Origin of the sequence: Nostoc sp. (genome assembly GCF_036917095.1) — a bacterium.
Taxonomy (GTDB): domain Bacteria; phylum Cyanobacteriota; class Cyanobacteriia; order Cyanobacteriales; family Nostocaceae; genus Nostoc.
Map to the genome: position 1 here is coordinate 351,462 of NZ_JBALFH010000020.1, position 18,200 is coordinate 369,661.

16 protein-coding genes are annotated in these 18,200 nt (G+C 38.5%); 3 read left to right on the forward strand and 13 right to left on the reverse strand.

Annotated elements, in window-relative coordinates; genetic code table 11:
- Positions 1-632: 632 nt before the first annotated feature.
- The 11 genes from V7L01_RS09605 to V7L01_RS09655 form a co-directional block, all read right to left on the reverse strand.
- Positions 633-1,511, reverse strand: coding sequence for an STM4011 family radical SAM protein (locus V7L01_RS09605; protein ID WP_335034084.1), 879 nt, complete (start codon positions 1,509-1,511; stop codon positions 633-635).
- Positions 1,512-1,548: 37 nt separating this feature from the next.
- The gene (locus V7L01_RS09610; protein WP_335034086.1) at positions 1,549-2,763 is read right to left on the reverse strand and encodes a HEAT repeat domain-containing protein; all 1,215 of its coding nucleotides are present in this window, start codon (positions 2,761-2,763) and stop codon (positions 1,549-1,551) included.
- Between the two features lie 86 nt (positions 2,764-2,849).
- Positions 2,850-4,193 carry an STM4012 family radical SAM protein gene (locus V7L01_RS09615; RefSeq protein ID WP_335034088.1) on the reverse strand — a complete coding sequence of 448 codons (1,344 nt, stop codon included), beginning with the start codon at positions 4,191-4,193 and terminating at the stop codon, positions 2,850-2,852.
- 51 nt (positions 4,194-4,244) lie between these two features.
- Positions 4,245-5,036: an STM4013/SEN3800 family hydrolase gene (locus tag V7L01_RS09620; protein ID WP_335034090.1), complete on the reverse strand. Its 792-nt coding sequence runs from the start codon at positions 5,034-5,036 to the stop codon at positions 4,245-4,247.
- Positions 5,037-5,056: 20 nt separating this feature from the next.
- The gene (locus tag V7L01_RS09625) at positions 5,057-5,770 is read right to left on the reverse strand and encodes an SMI1/KNR4 family protein (protein WP_335034092.1); all 714 of its coding nucleotides are present in this window, start codon (positions 5,768-5,770) and stop codon (positions 5,057-5,059) included.
- A gap of 211 nt (positions 5,771-5,981) precedes the next feature.
- Complete coding sequence (locus V7L01_RS09630) at positions 5,982-7,139, reverse strand: STM4014 family protein (RefSeq protein ID WP_335034093.1); 1,158 nt, start codon at positions 7,137-7,139, stop codon at positions 5,982-5,984.
- A 15-nt stretch (positions 7,140-7,154) separates the two neighbouring features.
- Entirely contained in the window at positions 7,155-8,432 is a 1,278-nt protein-coding gene (locus tag V7L01_RS09635) for a hypothetical protein (RefSeq protein WP_335034095.1), read from the reverse strand.
- Between the two features lie 42 nt (positions 8,433-8,474).
- The gene (locus V7L01_RS09640) at positions 8,475-9,698 is read right to left on the reverse strand and encodes a hypothetical protein (RefSeq protein WP_335034096.1); all 1,224 of its coding nucleotides are present in this window, start codon (positions 9,696-9,698) and stop codon (positions 8,475-8,477) included.
- A 29-nt stretch (positions 9,699-9,727) separates the two neighbouring features.
- Positions 9,728-10,285, reverse strand: coding sequence for a hypothetical protein (locus V7L01_RS09645; RefSeq protein ID WP_335034097.1), 558 nt, complete (start codon positions 10,283-10,285; stop codon positions 9,728-9,730).
- Entirely contained in the window at positions 10,278-10,493 is a 216-nt protein-coding gene (locus tag V7L01_RS09650; RefSeq protein WP_335034099.1) for a hypothetical protein, read from the reverse strand. Before V7L01_RS09650 ends, V7L01_RS09645 begins: the two co-directional genes overlap by 8 nt.
- Before the next feature lie 96 nt (positions 10,494-10,589).
- Entirely contained in the window at positions 10,590-11,858 is a 1,269-nt protein-coding gene (locus V7L01_RS09655) for an STM4015 family protein (protein WP_335034101.1), read from the reverse strand.
- Between the two features lie 199 nt (positions 11,859-12,057).
- Here V7L01_RS09655 and V7L01_RS09660 point away from each other — a divergent pair, with 199 nt between their 5' ends.
- Together V7L01_RS09660 and V7L01_RS09665 are read left to right on the forward strand one after the other, a co-directional pair.
- Positions 12,058-12,561 (forward strand): HugZ family pyridoxamine 5'-phosphate oxidase, encoded by a 504-nt coding sequence (locus V7L01_RS09660; RefSeq protein ID WP_335034104.1) that lies wholly within the window; start codon positions 12,058-12,060, stop codon positions 12,559-12,561.
- A 158-nt stretch (positions 12,562-12,719) separates the two neighbouring features.
- Positions 12,720-13,604, forward strand: a complete 885-nt coding sequence (locus tag V7L01_RS09665; RefSeq protein ID WP_335034106.1) for an alpha/beta fold hydrolase — start codon at positions 12,720-12,722, stop codon at positions 13,602-13,604.
- A 92-nt stretch (positions 13,605-13,696) separates the two neighbouring features.
- Here the strand turns inward: V7L01_RS09665 and V7L01_RS09670 are convergent, their stop codons facing one another.
- The gene (locus tag V7L01_RS09670) at positions 13,697-16,444 is read right to left on the reverse strand and encodes a zinc-dependent metalloprotease (RefSeq protein WP_335034108.1); all 2,748 of its coding nucleotides are present in this window, start codon (positions 16,442-16,444) and stop codon (positions 13,697-13,699) included.
- 348 nt (positions 16,445-16,792) lie between these two features.
- Complete coding sequence (locus V7L01_RS09675; RefSeq protein ID WP_335034111.1) at positions 16,793-16,960, reverse strand: hypothetical protein; 168 nt, start codon at positions 16,958-16,960, stop codon at positions 16,793-16,795.
- Positions 16,961-17,276: 316 nt separating this feature from the next.
- Between V7L01_RS09675 and V7L01_RS09680 the strand changes: the two genes are divergently transcribed.
- A complete protein-coding gene (locus V7L01_RS09680; RefSeq protein ID WP_335034112.1) occupies positions 17,277-17,669 on the forward strand; it encodes a hypothetical protein in 393 nt (130 codons plus the stop codon).
- Positions 17,670-18,200 lie beyond the last annotated feature (531 nt).

The window sequence follows — 18,200 nt, forward strand, 5'->3', positions numbered from 1 at the left end:
AAGGAGGCGTATTGCCGATTCTCGCTGCTATGGGTTGCGTCTTCTTTTCCATGTCGATCGAAATTGCTCATAAATAGACTATTACAAACTAGTAATTAGTTAGTCTTAATTAATACTATATTTCTTTCGGAAATATACTAGTATAAATTTATCAAAAAAATATAAAAATTAAGGGCTTCTAGTAATCAACAGTCTGTACCAGCGTAAAAAGGCTAGCGATCGCTCATTGTCTCTTACTTCCATATTTACTACAAGTTCCCATAACAGCATAGATGGCAACTGAACTCATACCCCTCTAATATCATGTCCGCATAATTAGTCATGATTCCCACGTACAAAAACCCCAATTAATAAATCTCGCACTGCGTTTCTATCCCGCCTCGGAATGAATTCCGAGTCTCAGAGCCACTGTCCACTCAAGTGGACTAAATCGATCGTTCAGTCCACTTGAGTGGACTTGGGCTATTAGCCTTGAACTTTAGTTCTGGGCGAGATGTCGGTGAGTGCGACAGTTTCACTTTGACAAAAGTATGGGTAAAAGAGTTGAAACGTATGTGGACAGCACTTGTGTGTACACCGTCGCCCCGCTCTTCGAGAGGGGGCTAAGATGTACTTTGTATGATTAGCAAACGCTATATAGCATTATTACAATTTTGATTAACCCAATTATCAGGAATTCTTTCTAAAATACCAGAACCAAACACCTTATTCATTTCTAAATATTCCAGATGAACGTAACCAATATGACAGTGACAAGTTTGGTTGCTACAAGGTTGTTCAAACAAAGCTGCTTCCCAGTCAGAATCATAAATATTACCAATTGCTGCTTTGATAAAATGACAGCGGCGCATTGTCCCGTCACCATCAACAGAAATCACTGATTTTCCAGCCCGACAAGAATGACCAAAGCTAGGATAATGTTGGGTATTTAATTCATATAATGGGTCAATAGATTGGAAGAATTCTCGATTTTCTGGTGATAAATCAGGAAGTTCTGCCTTGACAGCATTAATCCACAAATAAACGTGGTGTGGTAACTCTTGACGTAAAGCTGCTATTTCCGCTTGAAACTTGGGAAAACCGACAACTCCAACGCTGAATTTGACATTTTTGTTGTCTAGATTGAGGCATTTTTGTAAGAAGCGATCGCGTGACACCCATTCGGAATGAAAAGTTGCCCAAAGCGCCAATTTATCTTTGTTACATTCCTCTACCCAATCTAAATTACAAGATAGATTAGTTTGAATTGCTGCTTTATTAACATTGGGCAATTGCGTTAATTTTCTCAGTGCTTGCTGATAGTAAGAATGGATTAGGGCTTCTCCCCAAGGAGTAAAAAGAATTGAAAATTGATGTTGGGGATGTTGGAAAATCCAATTGACAAAACGTGCTAGTGCTTGTCGATCAATTGCTAATTCGGCGGCTGTTTGTTGGCGTTTGGCAAAGGGGCAATATTCACAACCGTAGTTGCAACTAATTAAAGGGCCGCGATAGAGGATGGTAAGGTGCATATTAGTTGAATATCCCAGTTAATTGTTTGAAGTTTGATTACTCAGAAACAGAACAATACCGATCGCCTGGCTCCTTTTCTGTATCTGCGATAACTTCGACATCTAACAGTTTCAACCTTTCAACCATTTCTTCAGTTAAACAACTATTAGAAATATTAAGAATATCTAGCTGATTCACAGCAGGACAATTTAGTAAAGCTTCAGCACCTTCATCTCCTAAATTTCCCAATGAAAGGTCTAAAACTTTGATTGTATTGATGATAGGAGAGTTAACAAGAGTAGTGGCAATATTATCGCTATATTCACTGTTTCGCAGCCCCAAATAAGTCAATTTTGGAAATAGCTCACCTGAGAAGATTGGCATTAAATCATCAATAGAAGAGTTCCCACCATATTCATCACTACCTAACCATAATTCTAAATGTTCTAATGCTGGTAGTTCGAGAGAGATAATTTGAGCAATTTTGTCACGGCCTAATCCTCCAGTTTCGACAATTAGCACTTTCAAATGTTCGTGACGTAAAGAAATAAATTTTTCCCAAGGCTCACTGTATGTATGACATTCGTCTCCACCACGAACTAGCAACATTTCTAGATTAGGAAATGCTTTTAAGATAAGGCTAATATCTTGAATAGCTGTCCAAGAAATCTGGTAATCTATGTCATAAGGCCCATAAAAAAGTGCTTTAATATTTTTTAGAATCTCTGGCGATAAAATACGCCATAAATCATAGTAACCTCTAAATATCAAAGCTTCTACTTTATTGACTTTTGGTTCTCTTAAAAAGGTACTAAGATTATCATCATCATCTATAACATAAGCTTTTTCAGCAGGATTTTGCAGACCTATGTTAGGGTCATATCTTTCAACTTCCCGATAGTAGAATTCTGTGAAAGTATTATAAATATATCCCTCAATTAAGGTTTCATCTATTCGCTCAAATAAGTCCCAATACTTATATTCTTGCAAAACTTGTTTGACTTGAGGCTCAATGCGATAGCATAATAAATTATAGGCTGTTTGACGGACTTTTCTTGAAGAATCTTGCAATGAATTCATTACCAATTTTAAACCTTCTGCTTGATAATTCAATGCATCTTGAACAGCTGCTAGACGTATCTCAACATCAGGATTTACTAAACGTTTTCTAACACCTTCAATCCCACCTAAAACAGCACCTTGTACTGGTGGCGGTGCTTCTCCTCCGAGTACTGCATCAAATTCTCTGGGTTGATTTTGATTGTTTGTCATATTTTCTCCAACGGTGGATGTCATGTAAAATTATGTTTAGTTTAGACGCGATCAATCGCGTCTCTACAAATATGCTTTAAACCCCACTATTTCAACTCATAACCCTGCATTAATTCCTGAACTTTCTCAGAAAATAACCACGCGCCAATAGTGTCAGAACGCTCGATTCCAAATTCAGTTAACTGCAAAATATCCTCATCTTTTATCGCTAAATCCAAAGCAAGCAGTTCTGAAAATTCTGGAAAATCAGCATATACTTCACTACCAAATTGCTGACGATAACTAGCACAATTCAGTCCTTCGTCGGAAAGCAAAGATAACAAAATATAGCGCCGACGTTGTTCTTCAGCATTTAGTTGAAAACCATAGTGTGCGTAATCAAATGATTCATATGCTGTTTGAATATATGCTTGTAAAATCTCGCTGATTCCCTTTGCTCCCACTGCATATTCGTTGGAGTAGTGCAAAGTATTAGTGTAAGAACGTGCGCCGCAACCTAAACCAACCATACCGTCGGCTTGACAGCAGTAGACGGGAGATGAGGGAGAAAGATTGCTACCTTTTCCTTCTTCCACCCGTCGAAACATCCGCATGGAAACTTGCGTATATCCTTCTGACAATAATAGCGATCGCCCTTCTCGATAACAAGCTAAACGAATATCGTCCCATTCTCGATCTGTGCGTCCCAAACCTGTGAGCGATCGCACGTACAATGGATATAGATAAATTTCTTCTGGTTGAAAGCGCAAAGTAGCTTGTATTGATTGCAACCAAGTATTTACAGTTTGTCCGGGTAAGCCGTAAATCAAATCAATATTCAGAGTGGGAAATCCAATCTCTTTTATCCTTGTCAGCGTTGCTTCTACTTGGGTAGTAGATTGACGGCGCTGGGTGGCTAAAACTTCAGAATCGATGAAACTTTGGACACCAATGCTAACACGATCGACGGCGTGCGATCGCAACAACTTTAACTTATCCTCAGTGGCGGTTTCTGGCGAAACTTCCACAGAAATGGGAATTTCCTGTAATTTTGCACCCATCGTATTTTCAGCAATATTGAGAATAGTTTCGAGGTGCTGAATCGGTAATTGGGTGGGAGTTCCGCCACCAATAGCGAACCTAGCAAATGACGCATCACCCAACACCGCTTTCATCCGTTGCGCCTGTCGCTGTAACGTGCGGACATATTGACTCATAAAATCTTCATTGTGGCTGACTGTGGTAAACAGGTTGCAGAACCCACAACGCATTTCACAAAACGGTATATGTATATAGAGAAATAGCGCTTGTCTATCTTGCTGCGCCCAAAGTTCTGGGAGATGCACAGGTGGAGTGAGGGGACGGTAAGCTGTTTTGTGCGGGTAAGAATAAACGTATGCTTGATAGGGAGACTGGGCGATTTTCGATTTGAGATTTTGGATTGTCAGCATAAAATTTAAAAGAATTTAGAACTCTGCGCCTCTGCGTCTGTGCGTGAGTTTTCATAAAATAAACTCTGCATAGGGAACAGTCCAAACCACAGGATGGCTAAGTCGATGTCCAGTGTAACCATCTTCACCATAAGTTGTCCCGTGGTCGGAACAGAGAATGCAAAAAGTAGAATGCCTTTGTCGTATAATATTCCAGAGTTTGGCTAATTGGCGATCGACATATTCCAAAGCTGCGGCGTGAGATTCAATGGTATCGATTTTATCTTTTGCATCGGGAAAATAGAAATAATTTGGTTGATGCAAGGCAGAAATATTTATAAATAAAAATATGCGTTGATTAATTGGCGTTTTTTCTAAAATTTGTCGTGCCAGATTTACCTGATTTTCTGTAGATTCGGGGTTAGTAACACCTAATTCTGGACTCCAATAACTTTCGGCAAACATTGAGGGAATTACATTACCTAAAGGGTTGCGTTTGTTGAAAAAACCAACTCCACCAATGCAAACTGTATGATATCCCTTTGCAGCTAATCCAGTAACAATATTTGAGCTATCTAATACACAAGTTGTATCAGTTGTAGTGGTACTTCCTTCAAATCCCAAAGCAAAAAGGCGGGGGTGAATTCCAGGCGTTACAGGTGTGGGTAAAAAGCCTGCGAAAAACGCATGATGAGAAGCGTAAGTGAAATTTCCGGGTGAATGTCGTTCTTCCCAGCCTGTTTTAGGGAGTACTTTTGCTAAGTTTGGAGTGCGTTTTTGTGCAAATAGGTTTTTAGCTACGTCGTAACGCAATGTATCTAGAGTTATAAATAAGATGTCATGAGTTCCGACGATTTGATTCATATTGAACATAGTAATAAAAATTACGATCTATAAATTTTAAAATTCCCTGTATTATATTTACGGGTAATAGCTTTTATTTTATCTTTGTCATACTCCAGAGATGTGCGCTCTTTAGAGTTAGTGTCACTATATATTGCATCTTGTTCAAAACATTCTGCGATCGCATACATTAGAGTTGTTAAACTTGAGAAAAATTTTCTTCCTTTTAAATGTTGAATATAAAAATCTTCATCCTGATCGTTAAAATGAAATACAGGATGTGTTATTTCATCTATGCTAATAACATAATAATCACCTCCTAATTGATGACAAAATAAAAAAATACGCAGAAAATTAGATGGACAACCACGTATTCTTAAGTTTTGAAAATCAGTTATTGCTTCTTCTAAAGAGCTAAATCCTCCTATAATACCATTCCATGTAGCAAAGCCAAATCCTACATCATCAGATAATCCATTTCGCCATTGATATAGCTCATATAGTTCTTCTGGTAACTTAAAAGGTAAATCTTTAGTTATTTCATCAATTTCTTTACGGGTTAAGCCTGGTTGTAAAAGCGAAGCAATTTCTGGATCTTTTTCTTCTAAGCTTTTTAATATTCTGTCTAAAGATTCTGTTAAAATCGAACTTTTTACCCCTTTATTTCCTCCTAAAACTACACCATAAAGAGGAGGTGGCACTTTTCCACCAAGTACTGCGTCAAATTCTCCCGGTTTATTTGAATTGTTGTTCATTTTGGTTAATCCTAATTTAGAGGATGTTTTAAAAGTCGTTGGCTGTGATTTTAATTACATTCTTACCCCCCTTAATCCCCCCTTATAAAGGGGGGAAACAATAAAATCCGGTTCCCTCCCCTTTATAAGGGGAGGGTTAGGGTGGGGTAAAAAAATATTTGATACTGACAAGAGAACTTTTCAAACAACCTCTTATAGTCGCACCCTACATTTATCTTGCCAAAATCGCCTTAACTTCACTCGTGTAAGTATCCATCCCATTCCACAAAATACCCGGTAATAAATCACCAAAAGCATTAATCTCTAGAATCGCATGAGTTTTCCAATCGGGTAAAATTAGTAAATCAACTCCACAATATAAACTATTAGGAAATAACGCTGCTGCTTGTTCACAAGTTCGCTTCATTATCTCCCAATTTTCTACACCAAGTTTTGCTAAAAATTCCTCAGTATTTCCCCGTTCATTTCCCAAATGTAAATTTGTCATGGGACTTTTACCAAGGCGAACAACGATATGCTGTGCTTCACCATTGATAACCACCACACGCACATCAAACCCGCATTCTTGCAAATGTGCTTTGGGTAGCCATTCTTCAACTTGTACGCCTTCTGCTGTCAAAATATTGATGATATCGGCGATTTCTTCGCGGTGAGTGTAGTGCCTAATTTTCCGGGAGTTGTAAAGCAGAGTTTGCCCATTTTCTCGCACTCGTTCAACAGTAGTTATGGCTGATTCAAAACGCGAATTTGCGCGATAAGCAACGACTCCAGAAGCGGCGGAACCGTGGGAAAGTTTGACAAATACTCGTTCTATTCCCTGCATTTGCATTTGTTCGCGTAAATGATCGTAGTTGTGGATTTTACCTAGCGATCGCGGAACGGGGATAGTATGACGGCTGAATCTTTCGTGACAAGCTGGTTTGTCAAACATCACAGCGATATCTTGGGGATGGTTCATGAAGTACCCCACCCCCAACCCCTCTCCGCAAGCGAGGGGAGTAAGTTGTGTTTCCCATTTTTGCAACAGATACCGCCAGCCTAAATACCACTGTCGCGGATAGAGGATGAGTCCTTTGTCAAATTCTAATTTTGTCGCGGCTTCTGCACTGATATGTTGATGACTGGAAGTAGAAAAAATTTCCCTACTCCCTTCTGCAATGATGGCTTTATCAACATCAAAGTTTTTTTCTGGAGATTCAAAGCGGATAATGGTGTTGGGTGTATTGAATTGTTCGAGAGTTTGTTTTCCTGCTATTAAGTCGGCGTAATCTACTACCGTGGCTGGTGGTAAGTTGAAATGGGCGATCGCTTGTTGGAGGAAACCGACACGGCGATTTTCAGGGTTGGCGATGAGGATGAAATTTAGCATTATCTAATGTATTATTTATTCGTGGAGGGCAGAATAGCGATCGCCATATTCACCATCTTGAGGTTGTGCAATTACGTGGCACGCAAGTTGGTCTAAGACTTCGGTATTTGAAATGTAGTTCATAGAAAGATTAAGGGTGTGGAGTTGGTTTACTGCGGGACAATTTAAAAGATATTCCACTCCTTGATTTGTCATTTCTCCCATCGAAAGGTCGAGAATTTTCAGGCGTTCTATTAAAGGAGAACTCACTAATGCTTTGGCTACTTCATCAGCATCTTCACAACTGCGTATGCCCAAATACTGAAGTTTCGGAAACTGCTCAGAGATTTTTGGGATTAAGCTAACTGCATCCAATCCTGCGTTCCCTATCCACAATTCCAGATATTCTAGATTTGGCAAATTAAGATTAACAATCTCATTAACTGTTGATTCCGGTAAAAAATTAGTTTCAATAATTAACGTTTTAAGATAATGATGTTCCGCTAAAGTAAATGATAAGCATGAACCTAAAGGATCGTAATAATCTCCTTTAGCGTCACCACGTATATGAAGAATCTCCAAGTTGGGATAAGCTTCTAGAACAAGACTCATATTCCTGGTCAATTTATCTCTGGAGGTGTCTTTGTAAGGGTCATCTTGAGGATCTCCCCAAAATAATGCCTTAAGCTTGCTCAGTTGGTTCTTTGCTTCAATAAAAATGTCTATAAAACAGTGACTAGGATAGTGACAGTGTAAAGCCTGGATATCATGGATCTGGGGATTATGAAGAAATACTTGAAATTTTTTGGTTGTTTGTTCTCTATCAAGACGTTGTATTTCTGCCCTGAAAGACGGTGCAGATCCAGATTTTACTATTGATCTAACTTTGGCATACAAAGGCGGCCAATCTAGTTGTAAATTTAAAGAATAAGCTGTAATTTCAGGATTTATAATATCTACTTCTGAATTAAATTCTTTAACTAACCAGTCGGTCATCATGGTAAAAGCAAGATATGGATTAGAATTTAGTAACGCTTGCTTACCTTTGTCTCCTCCCCTTTGTTTTAATAATTTTGCAGCAAAACGCTGCACTTGCTCGGAAGAATTCGTTAAAGTATTAATCACTAAATCTAAACCAATATCCCCATAATTAAGAGCCTCAGAAAGTGCTGCAACCTTCACTTCAACAACCGAACTTTTCAACCTACTTTTTACGCCTTCAATTCCTCCTAAAACCACACCACTAACAGGAGGTGGCGCTTCCCCACCAAGTACAGCGTCAAATTCTCTCGGTTTATCTGGATTGTTGTTCATTTTGGTTAATCCTAATTTATGGGTAAATATTTGCAAAGTTTTTCATTCATATAACGCAGAGTAGCGAGAAGCATTACACCCGTCATGTATCTTTTCCTGAGAATGAGCAATCAATAAACAATCAATTAGCGATGATTGTTTAATCTCTTGAATAAATTCTTCAGATACATAATTGTGAGCGATATTGAGGGTATGTAAATTAATAATTGCTTGAGATTCAATTAAAGCGTTCAAACCTGTGTCAGTCAAGTTTCCCATTGATAAATCAAGTACTTCAAGAGTTGCAAGAATCGGGGATTCGGCCATAAAAGAAGATTGTGCGATCGCATCGGCTATTGCATCAGCGTAATCGCTATGTAAAGCTAAATAGCTTAAGTTCGGGAATGATTCACTAAAAAGTATTGGTCTGAGACTATCAATAGTATTATCAGAGCTATTTTCAGAAGGTCTGCCTATCCATAATTCAAAATATTCTAACGCTGGTAAATCGAGTGAGCAAAGGCGATAAATAGCTACATCACTAATATTTGCTGTCTCAATAATTAAAGTTTTTAAATTTTTATGCTGTAGTTTTTCACATTCCAGTTCGTTGCAGCAAGCACGAATATGTAGCACTTCTAGATTGGGACAAGCTTCTAATATTAAAGTTATATCCCCCACACCTATATAAGACTTTTTGTAGTAATTATCTCGACAATCACCTATAAACATAGCTTTAAGATTAGTTAATTGCTGACGCGCTTCAAAGAGAATATCAACATAACTATAAAAATCTTGGCTAACTTCGTAATAACAGTCGTACCCAGATAAATGACAAATTAAAGCTTCAATCTGACTAACTTGCGGGTCTTGCAATAGTAACTTTAATTGCTCAACTTTTACTATATAGGCTGTTTCAGATGGATTAGTGATACCAGCTTTCGGATTAAAATTTTCCGATGTCCAATCTTTTAAAGTTGTAAAAAATAACCAAGGTTCACAGCCTAAAAGTGCTTGTTTACCTTTCCCTTCTGTTTCTTGCAATAGTTCAATTGCAATTTGGTGAATCTTATCCGAATAATCTTGCAAGGCATCAATCACCAAATTTAAACCTGCATCTCCATAATTTAATGCATCAGCAAGTGCAGCAACGTGTACTTCAAAAATCCCACTTTTTAACCGATTCTTAACTCCTGCAATCCCTCCTAATACCACACGACTATCAGGATGTGTTTTTCCACCAAGCACTGCATCATATTCTGTGGGTTTATTTGGATTATTGTTCATCTTAGATAAACTTGTATTATTTTATTAATTTATTCCCAGACTGAGTAATAGCGATCGCTAAACTGAGAATCTGCAATTACTCGACATTTCAACTCAGAAAATTGCTCAATTATATTTTTAGGTAAACGATTTCTAGAAATATTGAGAGTATGCAGGCGATTAATTATTGGAGACTTTAATAAAGCATTTCCATTACCTATATTTCCATCTGTTAACTCAAGCACTTTCAGATTTCCCATAATTGGAGAATTAACAATAGCTTGAGCAACCTCGCTCATATTTCCACATTGTCTTACTGCTAGGTATACCAAGTTAGGGAACGACTCACCCGAAAGCATAGGTGCTAAACTATCGATATTGATGTTGCTTAAATCACTTCTACTTAGCCATAGCTCGAAGTATTCTAGAGATGGTAAATTTAAATTGCAAATTTTCGCAATATTACTATCAGATATTCCATCAGCATCAACAATCAAAGTTTTTAAATTCTCATGTTTTAAAGGCTTTATAGGAATAATAGAATTATTTTGAGAGTTGCGAACTTGTAGTATTTTTCGTTCAGGCTTGAGAATATCTTCTTCAAGCATTCGACCCCGGATATGAAGTAATTCTAAGTAAGGATAGGATTTTAGTAAGTGCATCTTCAAGTGCTGAAGTTTTCACTTCATCATCTTCGCTATTTAGACGATTTTGAACTCCTTCAATTCCTCCCAAAACTACACCGTAGTTTTGATTTTGCGCTTCTCCACCAAGTACTGCGTCAAATTCTCCGGGTTGATTAGAATTATTATTCATAGTTAAAATTGAACTAATTAAGAGAAAGTTTTTTAACCCGCGCAGGCGGGTTTTGTCTGTGTAGCCGCGACTTCCAGTCGCTCATTACTGTAAATTTCACTCTGAAACAGAACAATAGCGACTATGAATATAGCTATCGTATTCTTCTTTCTTCTGATTATTTGCCAAAACACGCACATCCAACTCAGAGAATTTTTCAATCATTCCCTGAGATAAAAAGCTTTCTGAAATATTGAGAATATCAAGATTATTTATCGCCGAACAATTTAGCAATTTTTCCGCACCAGCATCACTCAGCGTTCCCATTGAAAGGTCAAGTACGCTGATATAATCAATAACTGGAGAACCTACAATAGCACTGACTATTTCATCGGTAAATTGGCTATTGCGTAATCCTAAATAAGTTAAGTTGGGAAATTTTTCTTCAAAAATAATCGGATTTAAATCTTCAAGCCAACAATTTCCACCGTAATCTTCACTGCCAAACCATAATTCCAAATGTTCCAAAGCTGGCAGATTCATCTGACAAATTTGTGCAACAGTATCCCGACTTAATCCCCCAGTTTCAACAATCAACGCTTTAAGATGATTGTGTCGTATTGGCGGACTAAATTGTAAACCATCCCCTCCACGAACTTGCAAAATTTCGAGTTTGGGATAAGCTTTCAAAATGGGACTTATATCACTTTGCCGAATCCAAGAAATTTCGCATTCATCAGGAGCAATATCACCGATAAAAACAGCTTTGAGATTATTTAAACCTTGTTTAGCATCAACTAAAACTTCAACAATGCTACTTGAATCCCTTCCGTATGCTTCTCCCCACAAGCCAAATATTAAAGCTTCTAATTTTTCGGCGTTGGGTTTTTGAATAAGTCTATTAAATTTAGTAGGCAAATCCTCCTCTTCTTCGTCATCATGCTCGCATCTGATGGCGTAAGCATTGTTAACAGGTTCAACAAGACCTACATTTGCATCGAACTCTACAACTTGCCGATTAGCAAATTGAGGAACATTCATCCCCTGATAACCTCGATACTTATTTAATCTCTCTTGTAGGTTCCAAGGTTTATATGTTTGCAATGCTTGTATAACTTGCGATTCTACTCTTGGCTTTAATAGTCGATAAGCAAAACGCTGTACTAACCTCGATTTATCTTGTAATGCTTGAATTAATACATCCAACCCTGCATCACCATATTTCAACGCTTCGCTAAGTGCAGCAAGCCGCACTTGAGTCACAGGATTTGATAAACAACGTTTAACTCCCTCAATTCCTCCTAAAACTACTCCATCCACAGGAGGCGGAGATTGTCCTCCTAACACTGCATCATAATCTCTGGGTTGATTTTGGTTGTCTGTCATGGTGCTTTACCTTCTGATTCTTTATTAGAATTCCCAAAAAAAAATGCGGAATACGCATACTACCGCAAGGCGGAAGTCAAAAGTCACGCATAATTGTATTCCAAGCTTTTGCGCCCATGCGACACCAAACAGCCCATCGTAGACATCGCTCGATCGCGTTACAATAATTAATTGTTACTAATTAAACGGTCATTTACTTATGAGTCAACTTGAAAATATTCAAGCTGAGTACGAAAAGTTTACTGAAGAATTTGAGAGTGTAATCATTAGCACTGTGAGCGCCCAAGCAATACCCAATGCTAGTTATGCACCCTTTGTAATGGATGATTCCAAGAATATCTACATTTACGTAAGTGGTCTTTCAACTCATACCAAAAATCTCTATGCCAATCCTCATGTTAGTGTCTTATTTATCGAGGATGAAGCCAAGAGTAATCTCGTTTTTGCCCGTCGTCGTTTGAGTTTTGATTGTACGGCAACTTTGATAGAACGTGAAACTGACAAGTGGAATCAAATTGTTGAGCAGTTTCAAGAGCGATTTGGTGAAATTATCGAGGTTTTGCGCGGCTTGTCTGACTTTCGGATTTTCCAGCTAACTCCGAGTGAAGGCCGTTTTGTAGTTGGTTTTGGGGGAGCTTACCACATCAGTGGTGATAACCTCAATCAACTTGTTCAAATCACAGGAGATAGTAATCAAAAATAAGAATGAATTATGAATTAGTTTGACTGTATGCAAATTAAATATGAAATAGCTTAGGAGACAAAAAGTTTACTTACTCTGATATTTATCGGTAAGCTTGACTTTATACCTCGTAATTTTGCCTTCGGGTAAAGTGCCATTAAACTATACTTTTTAATTTTATGCTTCAGTTTCAACCTCCTGGCTTTGGACATAAACTTATCCATACATCCTTGGGGGCAATGGTTTACTATACCCAAACAAATGCACCTTGGGCCTTTTCTGATACTGAAGATTTACCTCCACTCCTGTTTCTCCATAACTTTGGTGGTGGGGCATCTGCGTATGAATGGTCTAAAGTTTATCCGGCTTTTGCCTCTAATTACCACATTTTAGCTCCCGATCTAATCGGCTGGGGAGAATCGGCTCATCCAGTCCGGGATTATAAAATTAGGGATTATCTCAGCACGATCGCAGAGTTTATCATCGAAACTTGTCGTCAACCTGTGACGGTGGTAGCCTCGTCTCTAACAGCCGCTTTTGCTATTCGTTTAGCTATTGTTCAACCCAATTTATTCAAAGCGCTGTTTTTGGTGTCCCCCTCTGGATTTGATGATTTTGGGCAGGGTGCTGGACGCAGACTTCCGCTTTCGGTAATCAATGCGCCTCTGTTGGACAATTTTATTTATATGCTTGGTGCAGAAAATGAAATTGCAGTCCGGAATTTTCTGCAAAGTTTTCTGTTTGCCAAATCACAACGAGTATCTCAAGAAATGGTGGAGGCTTATTTAACCTCTGCACAACAACCTAATGCCAAGTTTGCCGCTTTGTCATTTTTGCGAGGCGATCTATACTTCGATCTGAGTTTATATATTAAACAACTGACAATTCCCACGGTCATCTTTTGGGGAGAAAAGGCACAATTTACCAGCATCAAATTAGGACAACGCTTGGCAAATTCAAATCCAAGTGCAATTCAAGATTTTTATGCGATCGCAGATGCAGGAATATTACCTCATTTGGAAATACCAGAAGTTGTAATTGGTTTATTGCAACGGTATCTTTAGGAGTGGGGAGTCGGGGATGAGGGAGCAGGGGGAGCAGGGGGAGCAGGGGGAGAATAACTAATGACTAATGACTAATGACTAATGACTAATGACTACTTAGAAATTAACTGTGCATTTAATGCTTTAGCGATGCGATCGCCAGAAGCTTCTAAGTGGGCTAGGGTGTAAATATCAAGGCTTTCACTCAGTTGTTTGAGTCTGACATCAATGGCTTTTTGCAGTTGGCGCAATTTATACCAAGCCAGTGTCCGACCATCTTCAGGTGTATCAGTAGTACCCAACATCATCTCTAGCAAAATATTCAGATGTTCCCGTTGCAATGAACGGCGGATGCTAGAAATTGGCTTTGGTTCTCCTGGGGCAATAACTTCTGTCCAGATGCCTGTTTGCAAGGTGTCGAACAGTTCCGGGATGGAAAGTGCTTCTCCAGGCTGGGTTTTTAATTCTATATCTTGTAAACGATTCAGGCGATCGCTGTCTAATAGCGATCGCAATACCGCACTTTGGAAACCCAGAATGCGATCGTGAATTGGATAATCAAGGCGGTTGTTAGGTACAGAATTACCCCAGTGTTCCCAGCGCGATGGTGCTAGTTGATTCAACAATTGTGGTGAAAAATTGAAAGCATTTTCATCAAATACATATTCTTGTAACTTTGTCAACGCTTGACGTTGTTTTAAAAGTGAAACTGGTACAAATGTCCAAGAAGCATCATCACTAGCATGGAGACGCCGAAACGATTGTCCACCAATGTATTTAGAAAGTAAGGTGGCGTTGCGAAAATAATATTTAAGTACTCTATTAAATGAGACGCGCAGGTTACTATAACTTTCGCCTTTCGATAGATAACGCTTGTCAAGGCGCTGCCACATAAAACGGGCATTATCCATTTGCCACTGCGAATAAAGTAGCACATCACTACTCATGTCCCAGACATTTGCCAAAGGATTAATGTCCCAGATATCTTCATCAGTTGCATAAGATAATTCTGGTTGAGGCGACACCAGTGCAATCTGCTCCAAAAAACCTTTTTCTGATTCTGGAATGATTCCCTCAAGTGTTACTGATGGGCTTCTTTTATAACCATACTCAATTGCCCATTCGTCATAGGGCCCAACAACTCCTGGGAAATAGTCACCTTGTTGTATTCCCTGTGGTGCTATATTCACGGGTAGATAGTCCATCACCGAACCCACTAAACCTTTAGTACGAGTGATTTGAGTATTATTTAATTCTTCAGGCGTTAACATGGTGCTGCCGTGAAAGTTGTGGCGCAAACCGAGAGTGTGCCCGACTTCGTGAGCAATCAGAGAACGCAAATATTGATGCACATACTTCTTCATCGTTTCACTATTGGGTGTAGTGTTTGGTAAAATTGACAATACCAACGCCCCCATTGCAGCTTGATCTGAAGACTCCATGCTATAGCAGAAGTCATTGTCTACTAAATGTTGTTCAGGAAAAGCTTTAAAACCTTTCGAGAATGTTGCAGATAAATTGCCTGGACATGGGTTTTTGCCCAAAGAAAAGTGCCCATCCGTAAAAGATGAATTTCCTTCCATCAGTACGTGATATTCTTGCTGAATTGAACGCACCATATTAGCATCCACAATAATATCTGCATCCAATATTTCCCCGGTGAGTGGGTTAACGCGTACTGGGCCTCTGGCAAAACCTGCATCTAAAGAATTGAACCAGCGAATAGTATTGTAATGTACATCTGCCGGTTGCCAATCAGCATCATCTGGCATTTGCTGCACTTCAATAGCATTTTGAAATCCAGCTTTTTCAAACGCTTTGTTCCACATCAAAACACCTTCACGAATCGCATCGCGGTACTCTAGTGGCACAGCATTTTCAATCCAAAACACAATTGGCTTTTTGGGTGGAGATAAGGGGGCGTTAGGATCGGATGGTTCTAGATGCCAACGATTGATGTAACGGACAAATGATTCGCGAGCATTATTATTAGATAAATTTTGGAAAGCAGTAATAAAATATCCCACTCTGTCATCTGCAAGTCTAGGAATGTAAGCAGTGTTTTCTCTAAGCTGAGAAAAACTGTAGTGTACCTTCAGAGTGAGTGCCCTGCTATCAGGTACAGTGACTAAATTTGCTCCTTCTGGTGAGGAAAAACCGTAAATAGAATCAATTTCTACGTTTTCTGGGAAGCTGTTAACATCCCCAAAATAAGACTTGCTTGCATCCAAGTGATAATCAGCCTGCAAAGAGTATTTTAATAAGGGAGTTAATCCGGGAAAATCCTGCATTAGCAGTTCATCCAGGTTAATTAGAATATTTTTACTGCGTGGATCGATAGTGTGTATTTTTAGTGAATAAAGAACTGAATCGCTAAATGAACGAGCGAGCGATCGCTGTTCTGGTCTACTTTCTGCACGGAATTTAACATTACGAACAACAAAGTGCAATCTATTCTTTACTCGTTGGAAGTAGAAAAGAAAATCAGAAAGAGGTAATCCGCTATAAATTCCCTTTTCCCCAACGCCCGATTCCAATGTAACTATAGCTAGATAGTCTTTATTTAGTTGCTCTGGTTTAATTTCTAAATAAATTTTGCCTAAATCTTCAATGCAATAAAGTGTGAAGAGTCCCTCTAGTTTATCTATTCTTTTGACAATCTCATTAAATCGGCAAACATCTTCTTTTCTACTCTTAGTAAGATTATTGTCAGCACGTGCTAGGTTTTCAACAGTTGGGAGTGCATTTAATTGTTGCACATCAATGTTTGAAAGTTGGTTTGCTCCTGCGTAATCACTTGATAGGAGCAAGTTATACAGTAATACTATACAGATTGCTAATTTCCTTATCCAGTATTTCATCCTTTAGCTTTCCACCTGAAGCAGTTCTCTTGTTGAGGAAAAAATGTGGATTAATTTGCCGTCTGGAAGCCCTTCAATATCTAAGGATTACGGTATAAATCCACTAAGTCAGACAAAACTTTGTCTCTAGCCTAAAAGTCGTCTTACTATTGATTGTTATTAGTAGCTATTTATTTTTATGCATCAAGTATCTGTTGCTTAAGATAGATAATTTATCTAACCAAAGATACATGTTTTTTTCAATTCTATTTGTATTAAAGACCAAATGTAGCATTAAAAATGTATTTAGTGCTACATTTGCCAGCCGAAGTAATCTTAAGCATCATTTATAAACAGAAAGAGAGACTACTAAAAAAGCTGTTTGGGATAATATCCCGCTACTGGTTGCAGCTTGGAGGCGACTGTTGGAGAAACTTTAGCACCAAATAAATCAGATTTAAGAATGGCAATATCACCCAAGTTTTCTGAGTTTTTGTAAGCGATAATCGCTTGGAGTTGTTGTAGTTTTTTGAACATAATGATTTTCTTTAGTAGATTGAGAAAATGGGAGCATCCCAAGGCAAGTAAATTACCAAAATCGTTACAAGTCAATTGTGAATGAAGCGTAAAGCTTCTCTTTACGCGCTAGCATTTCTAAGAGTTGCAAAATGAAGCGATCGCTTTGTTTCACTGCGTTGCGATCGCAATGACCAATTAGCCTCTAACAAATCACCTCTTCCCAAAGATTTAAAATATATTTATTTTTTATAACTAAAAATATGCCTTTTGCTAGAAGGATAATTATCTTTCTATAGTTAATGTTTAATTTGTAGTCAAAAAAAAGCTAATTGGCATGATAAATTTGATTTCTAGGACGATTTCTAACATCAGTTCCCTACTTAAAGGACTTCAGGTAAAATCTTTTTTGGCTGTTGTCGTAGTTGGTTTTCTAGTGCTGACGACGAATGTCAATTATGGGCAGGAGCAGAATGATAAAGGTTTAAAGGAGAGAGTTCGCGAACAGGTAGAGCAAAATGATGCTGAAAGACCGAAAACAGTAGGGCAGTGGTTTAAAGATGCTCGTGAAACCGAAGATTCTCCTGGTGAAAGACTTCAGAAGATTGGGCAACAGTCAGGAGAAGCCCTTAAAGAGTTTGGAGGTGGATACGTAAAGGGCGCTAAAGAAACTGCTAGCGATGTAGGCGACAGTGCGGCAGACGCAGCCAAAGATGTAGTTGGACGCTAAATGCGTTACGATATCCTATTGGCAGCAAGTACTAATAACTTTTCGCCAATAAAAGAGTAATAATAGGGGCGCTGGTGTCTAACCACCGAATTCTAATACTTGGGTAACGCGCTTACCCATGCTGATGATAGATTGTAGCGTTTCTCACTTGCATAAAATATAGTCCTTTAGTAGGGGCGTACAGCTATCTGTGCGCCCCTACTGCATGTTGCATGTAAACAAATGGTAATTTTGATAAGTGACGCAAAATAGCCCGTCGTAGACATCGCTTGCACTGCAAAATTCAAATTAATACAACATAAGAAATAACTTTAAGCAATATCCTAGTAAGTTGGCATAAATAAAGAGAACTATTAAGGCTTGTATTTGCAAGCAGTAAAAGACGTTTGATGCAGAAGCGTCAGCAGCTTTGCATAGGTGCAGTAAATATAACAATCAATACAATATAGTTATGTTTATTTATACCTATTCATCTAACTGCCATCAAGCAGTTATGTATACCTTTTTACTAAACTTAGAAAATCCTCTGGC

What these genes read in the sequence shown, in the direction of transcription:
- V7L01_RS09605 (WP_335034084.1), bottom strand. Translation starts at nt 1,511, where the DNA reads ATGCACCTTACCATCCTCTATCGCGGCCCTTTAATTAGTTGCAACTAC.
- V7L01_RS09610 (WP_335034086.1), bottom strand. Translation starts at nt 2,763, where the DNA reads ATGACAAACAATCAAAATCAACCCAGAGAATTTGATGCAGTACTCGGA.
- V7L01_RS09615 (WP_335034088.1), bottom strand. Translation starts at nt 4,193, where the DNA reads ATGCTGACAATCCAAAATCTCAAATCGAAAATCGCCCAGTCTCCCTAT.
- V7L01_RS09620 (WP_335034090.1), bottom strand. Translation starts at nt 5,036, where the DNA reads ATGAATCAAATCGTCGGAACTCATGACATCTTATTTATAACTCTAGAT.
- V7L01_RS09625 (WP_335034092.1), bottom strand. Translation starts at nt 5,770, where the DNA reads ATGAACAACAATTCAAATAAACCGGGAGAATTTGACGCAGTACTTGGT.
- V7L01_RS09630 (WP_335034093.1), bottom strand. Translation starts at nt 7,139, where the DNA reads ATGCTAAATTTCATCCTCATCGCCAACCCTGAAAATCGCCGTGTCGGT.
- V7L01_RS09635 (WP_335034095.1), bottom strand. Translation starts at nt 8,432, where the DNA reads ATGAACAACAATCCAGATAAACCGAGAGAATTTGACGCTGTACTTGGT.
- V7L01_RS09640 (WP_335034096.1), bottom strand. Translation starts at nt 9,698, where the DNA reads ATGAACAATAATCCAAATAAACCCACAGAATATGATGCAGTGCTTGGT.
- V7L01_RS09645 (WP_335034097.1), bottom strand. Translation starts at nt 10,285, where the DNA reads ATGCTTGAAGAAGATATTCTCAAGCCTGAACGAAAAATACTACAAGTT.
- V7L01_RS09650 (WP_335034099.1), bottom strand. Translation starts at nt 10,493, where the DNA reads ATGAATAATAATTCTAATCAACCCGGAGAATTTGACGCAGTACTTGGT.
- V7L01_RS09655 (WP_335034101.1), bottom strand. Translation starts at nt 11,858, where the DNA reads ATGACAGACAACCAAAATCAACCCAGAGATTATGATGCAGTGTTAGGA.
- V7L01_RS09660 (WP_335034104.1), top strand. Translation starts at nt 12,058, where the DNA reads ATGAGTCAACTTGAAAATATTCAAGCTGAGTACGAAAAGTTTACTGAA.
- V7L01_RS09665 (WP_335034106.1), top strand. Translation starts at nt 12,720, where the DNA reads ATGCTTCAGTTTCAACCTCCTGGCTTTGGACATAAACTTATCCATACA.
- V7L01_RS09670 (WP_335034108.1), bottom strand. Translation starts at nt 16,444, where the DNA reads ATGAAATACTGGATAAGGAAATTAGCAATCTGTATAGTATTACTGTAT.
- V7L01_RS09675 (WP_335034111.1), bottom strand. Translation starts at nt 16,960, where the DNA reads ATGTTCAAAAAACTACAACAACTCCAAGCGATTATCGCTTACAAAAAC.
- V7L01_RS09680 (WP_335034112.1), top strand. Translation starts at nt 17,277, where the DNA reads ATGATAAATTTGATTTCTAGGACGATTTCTAACATCAGTTCCCTACTT.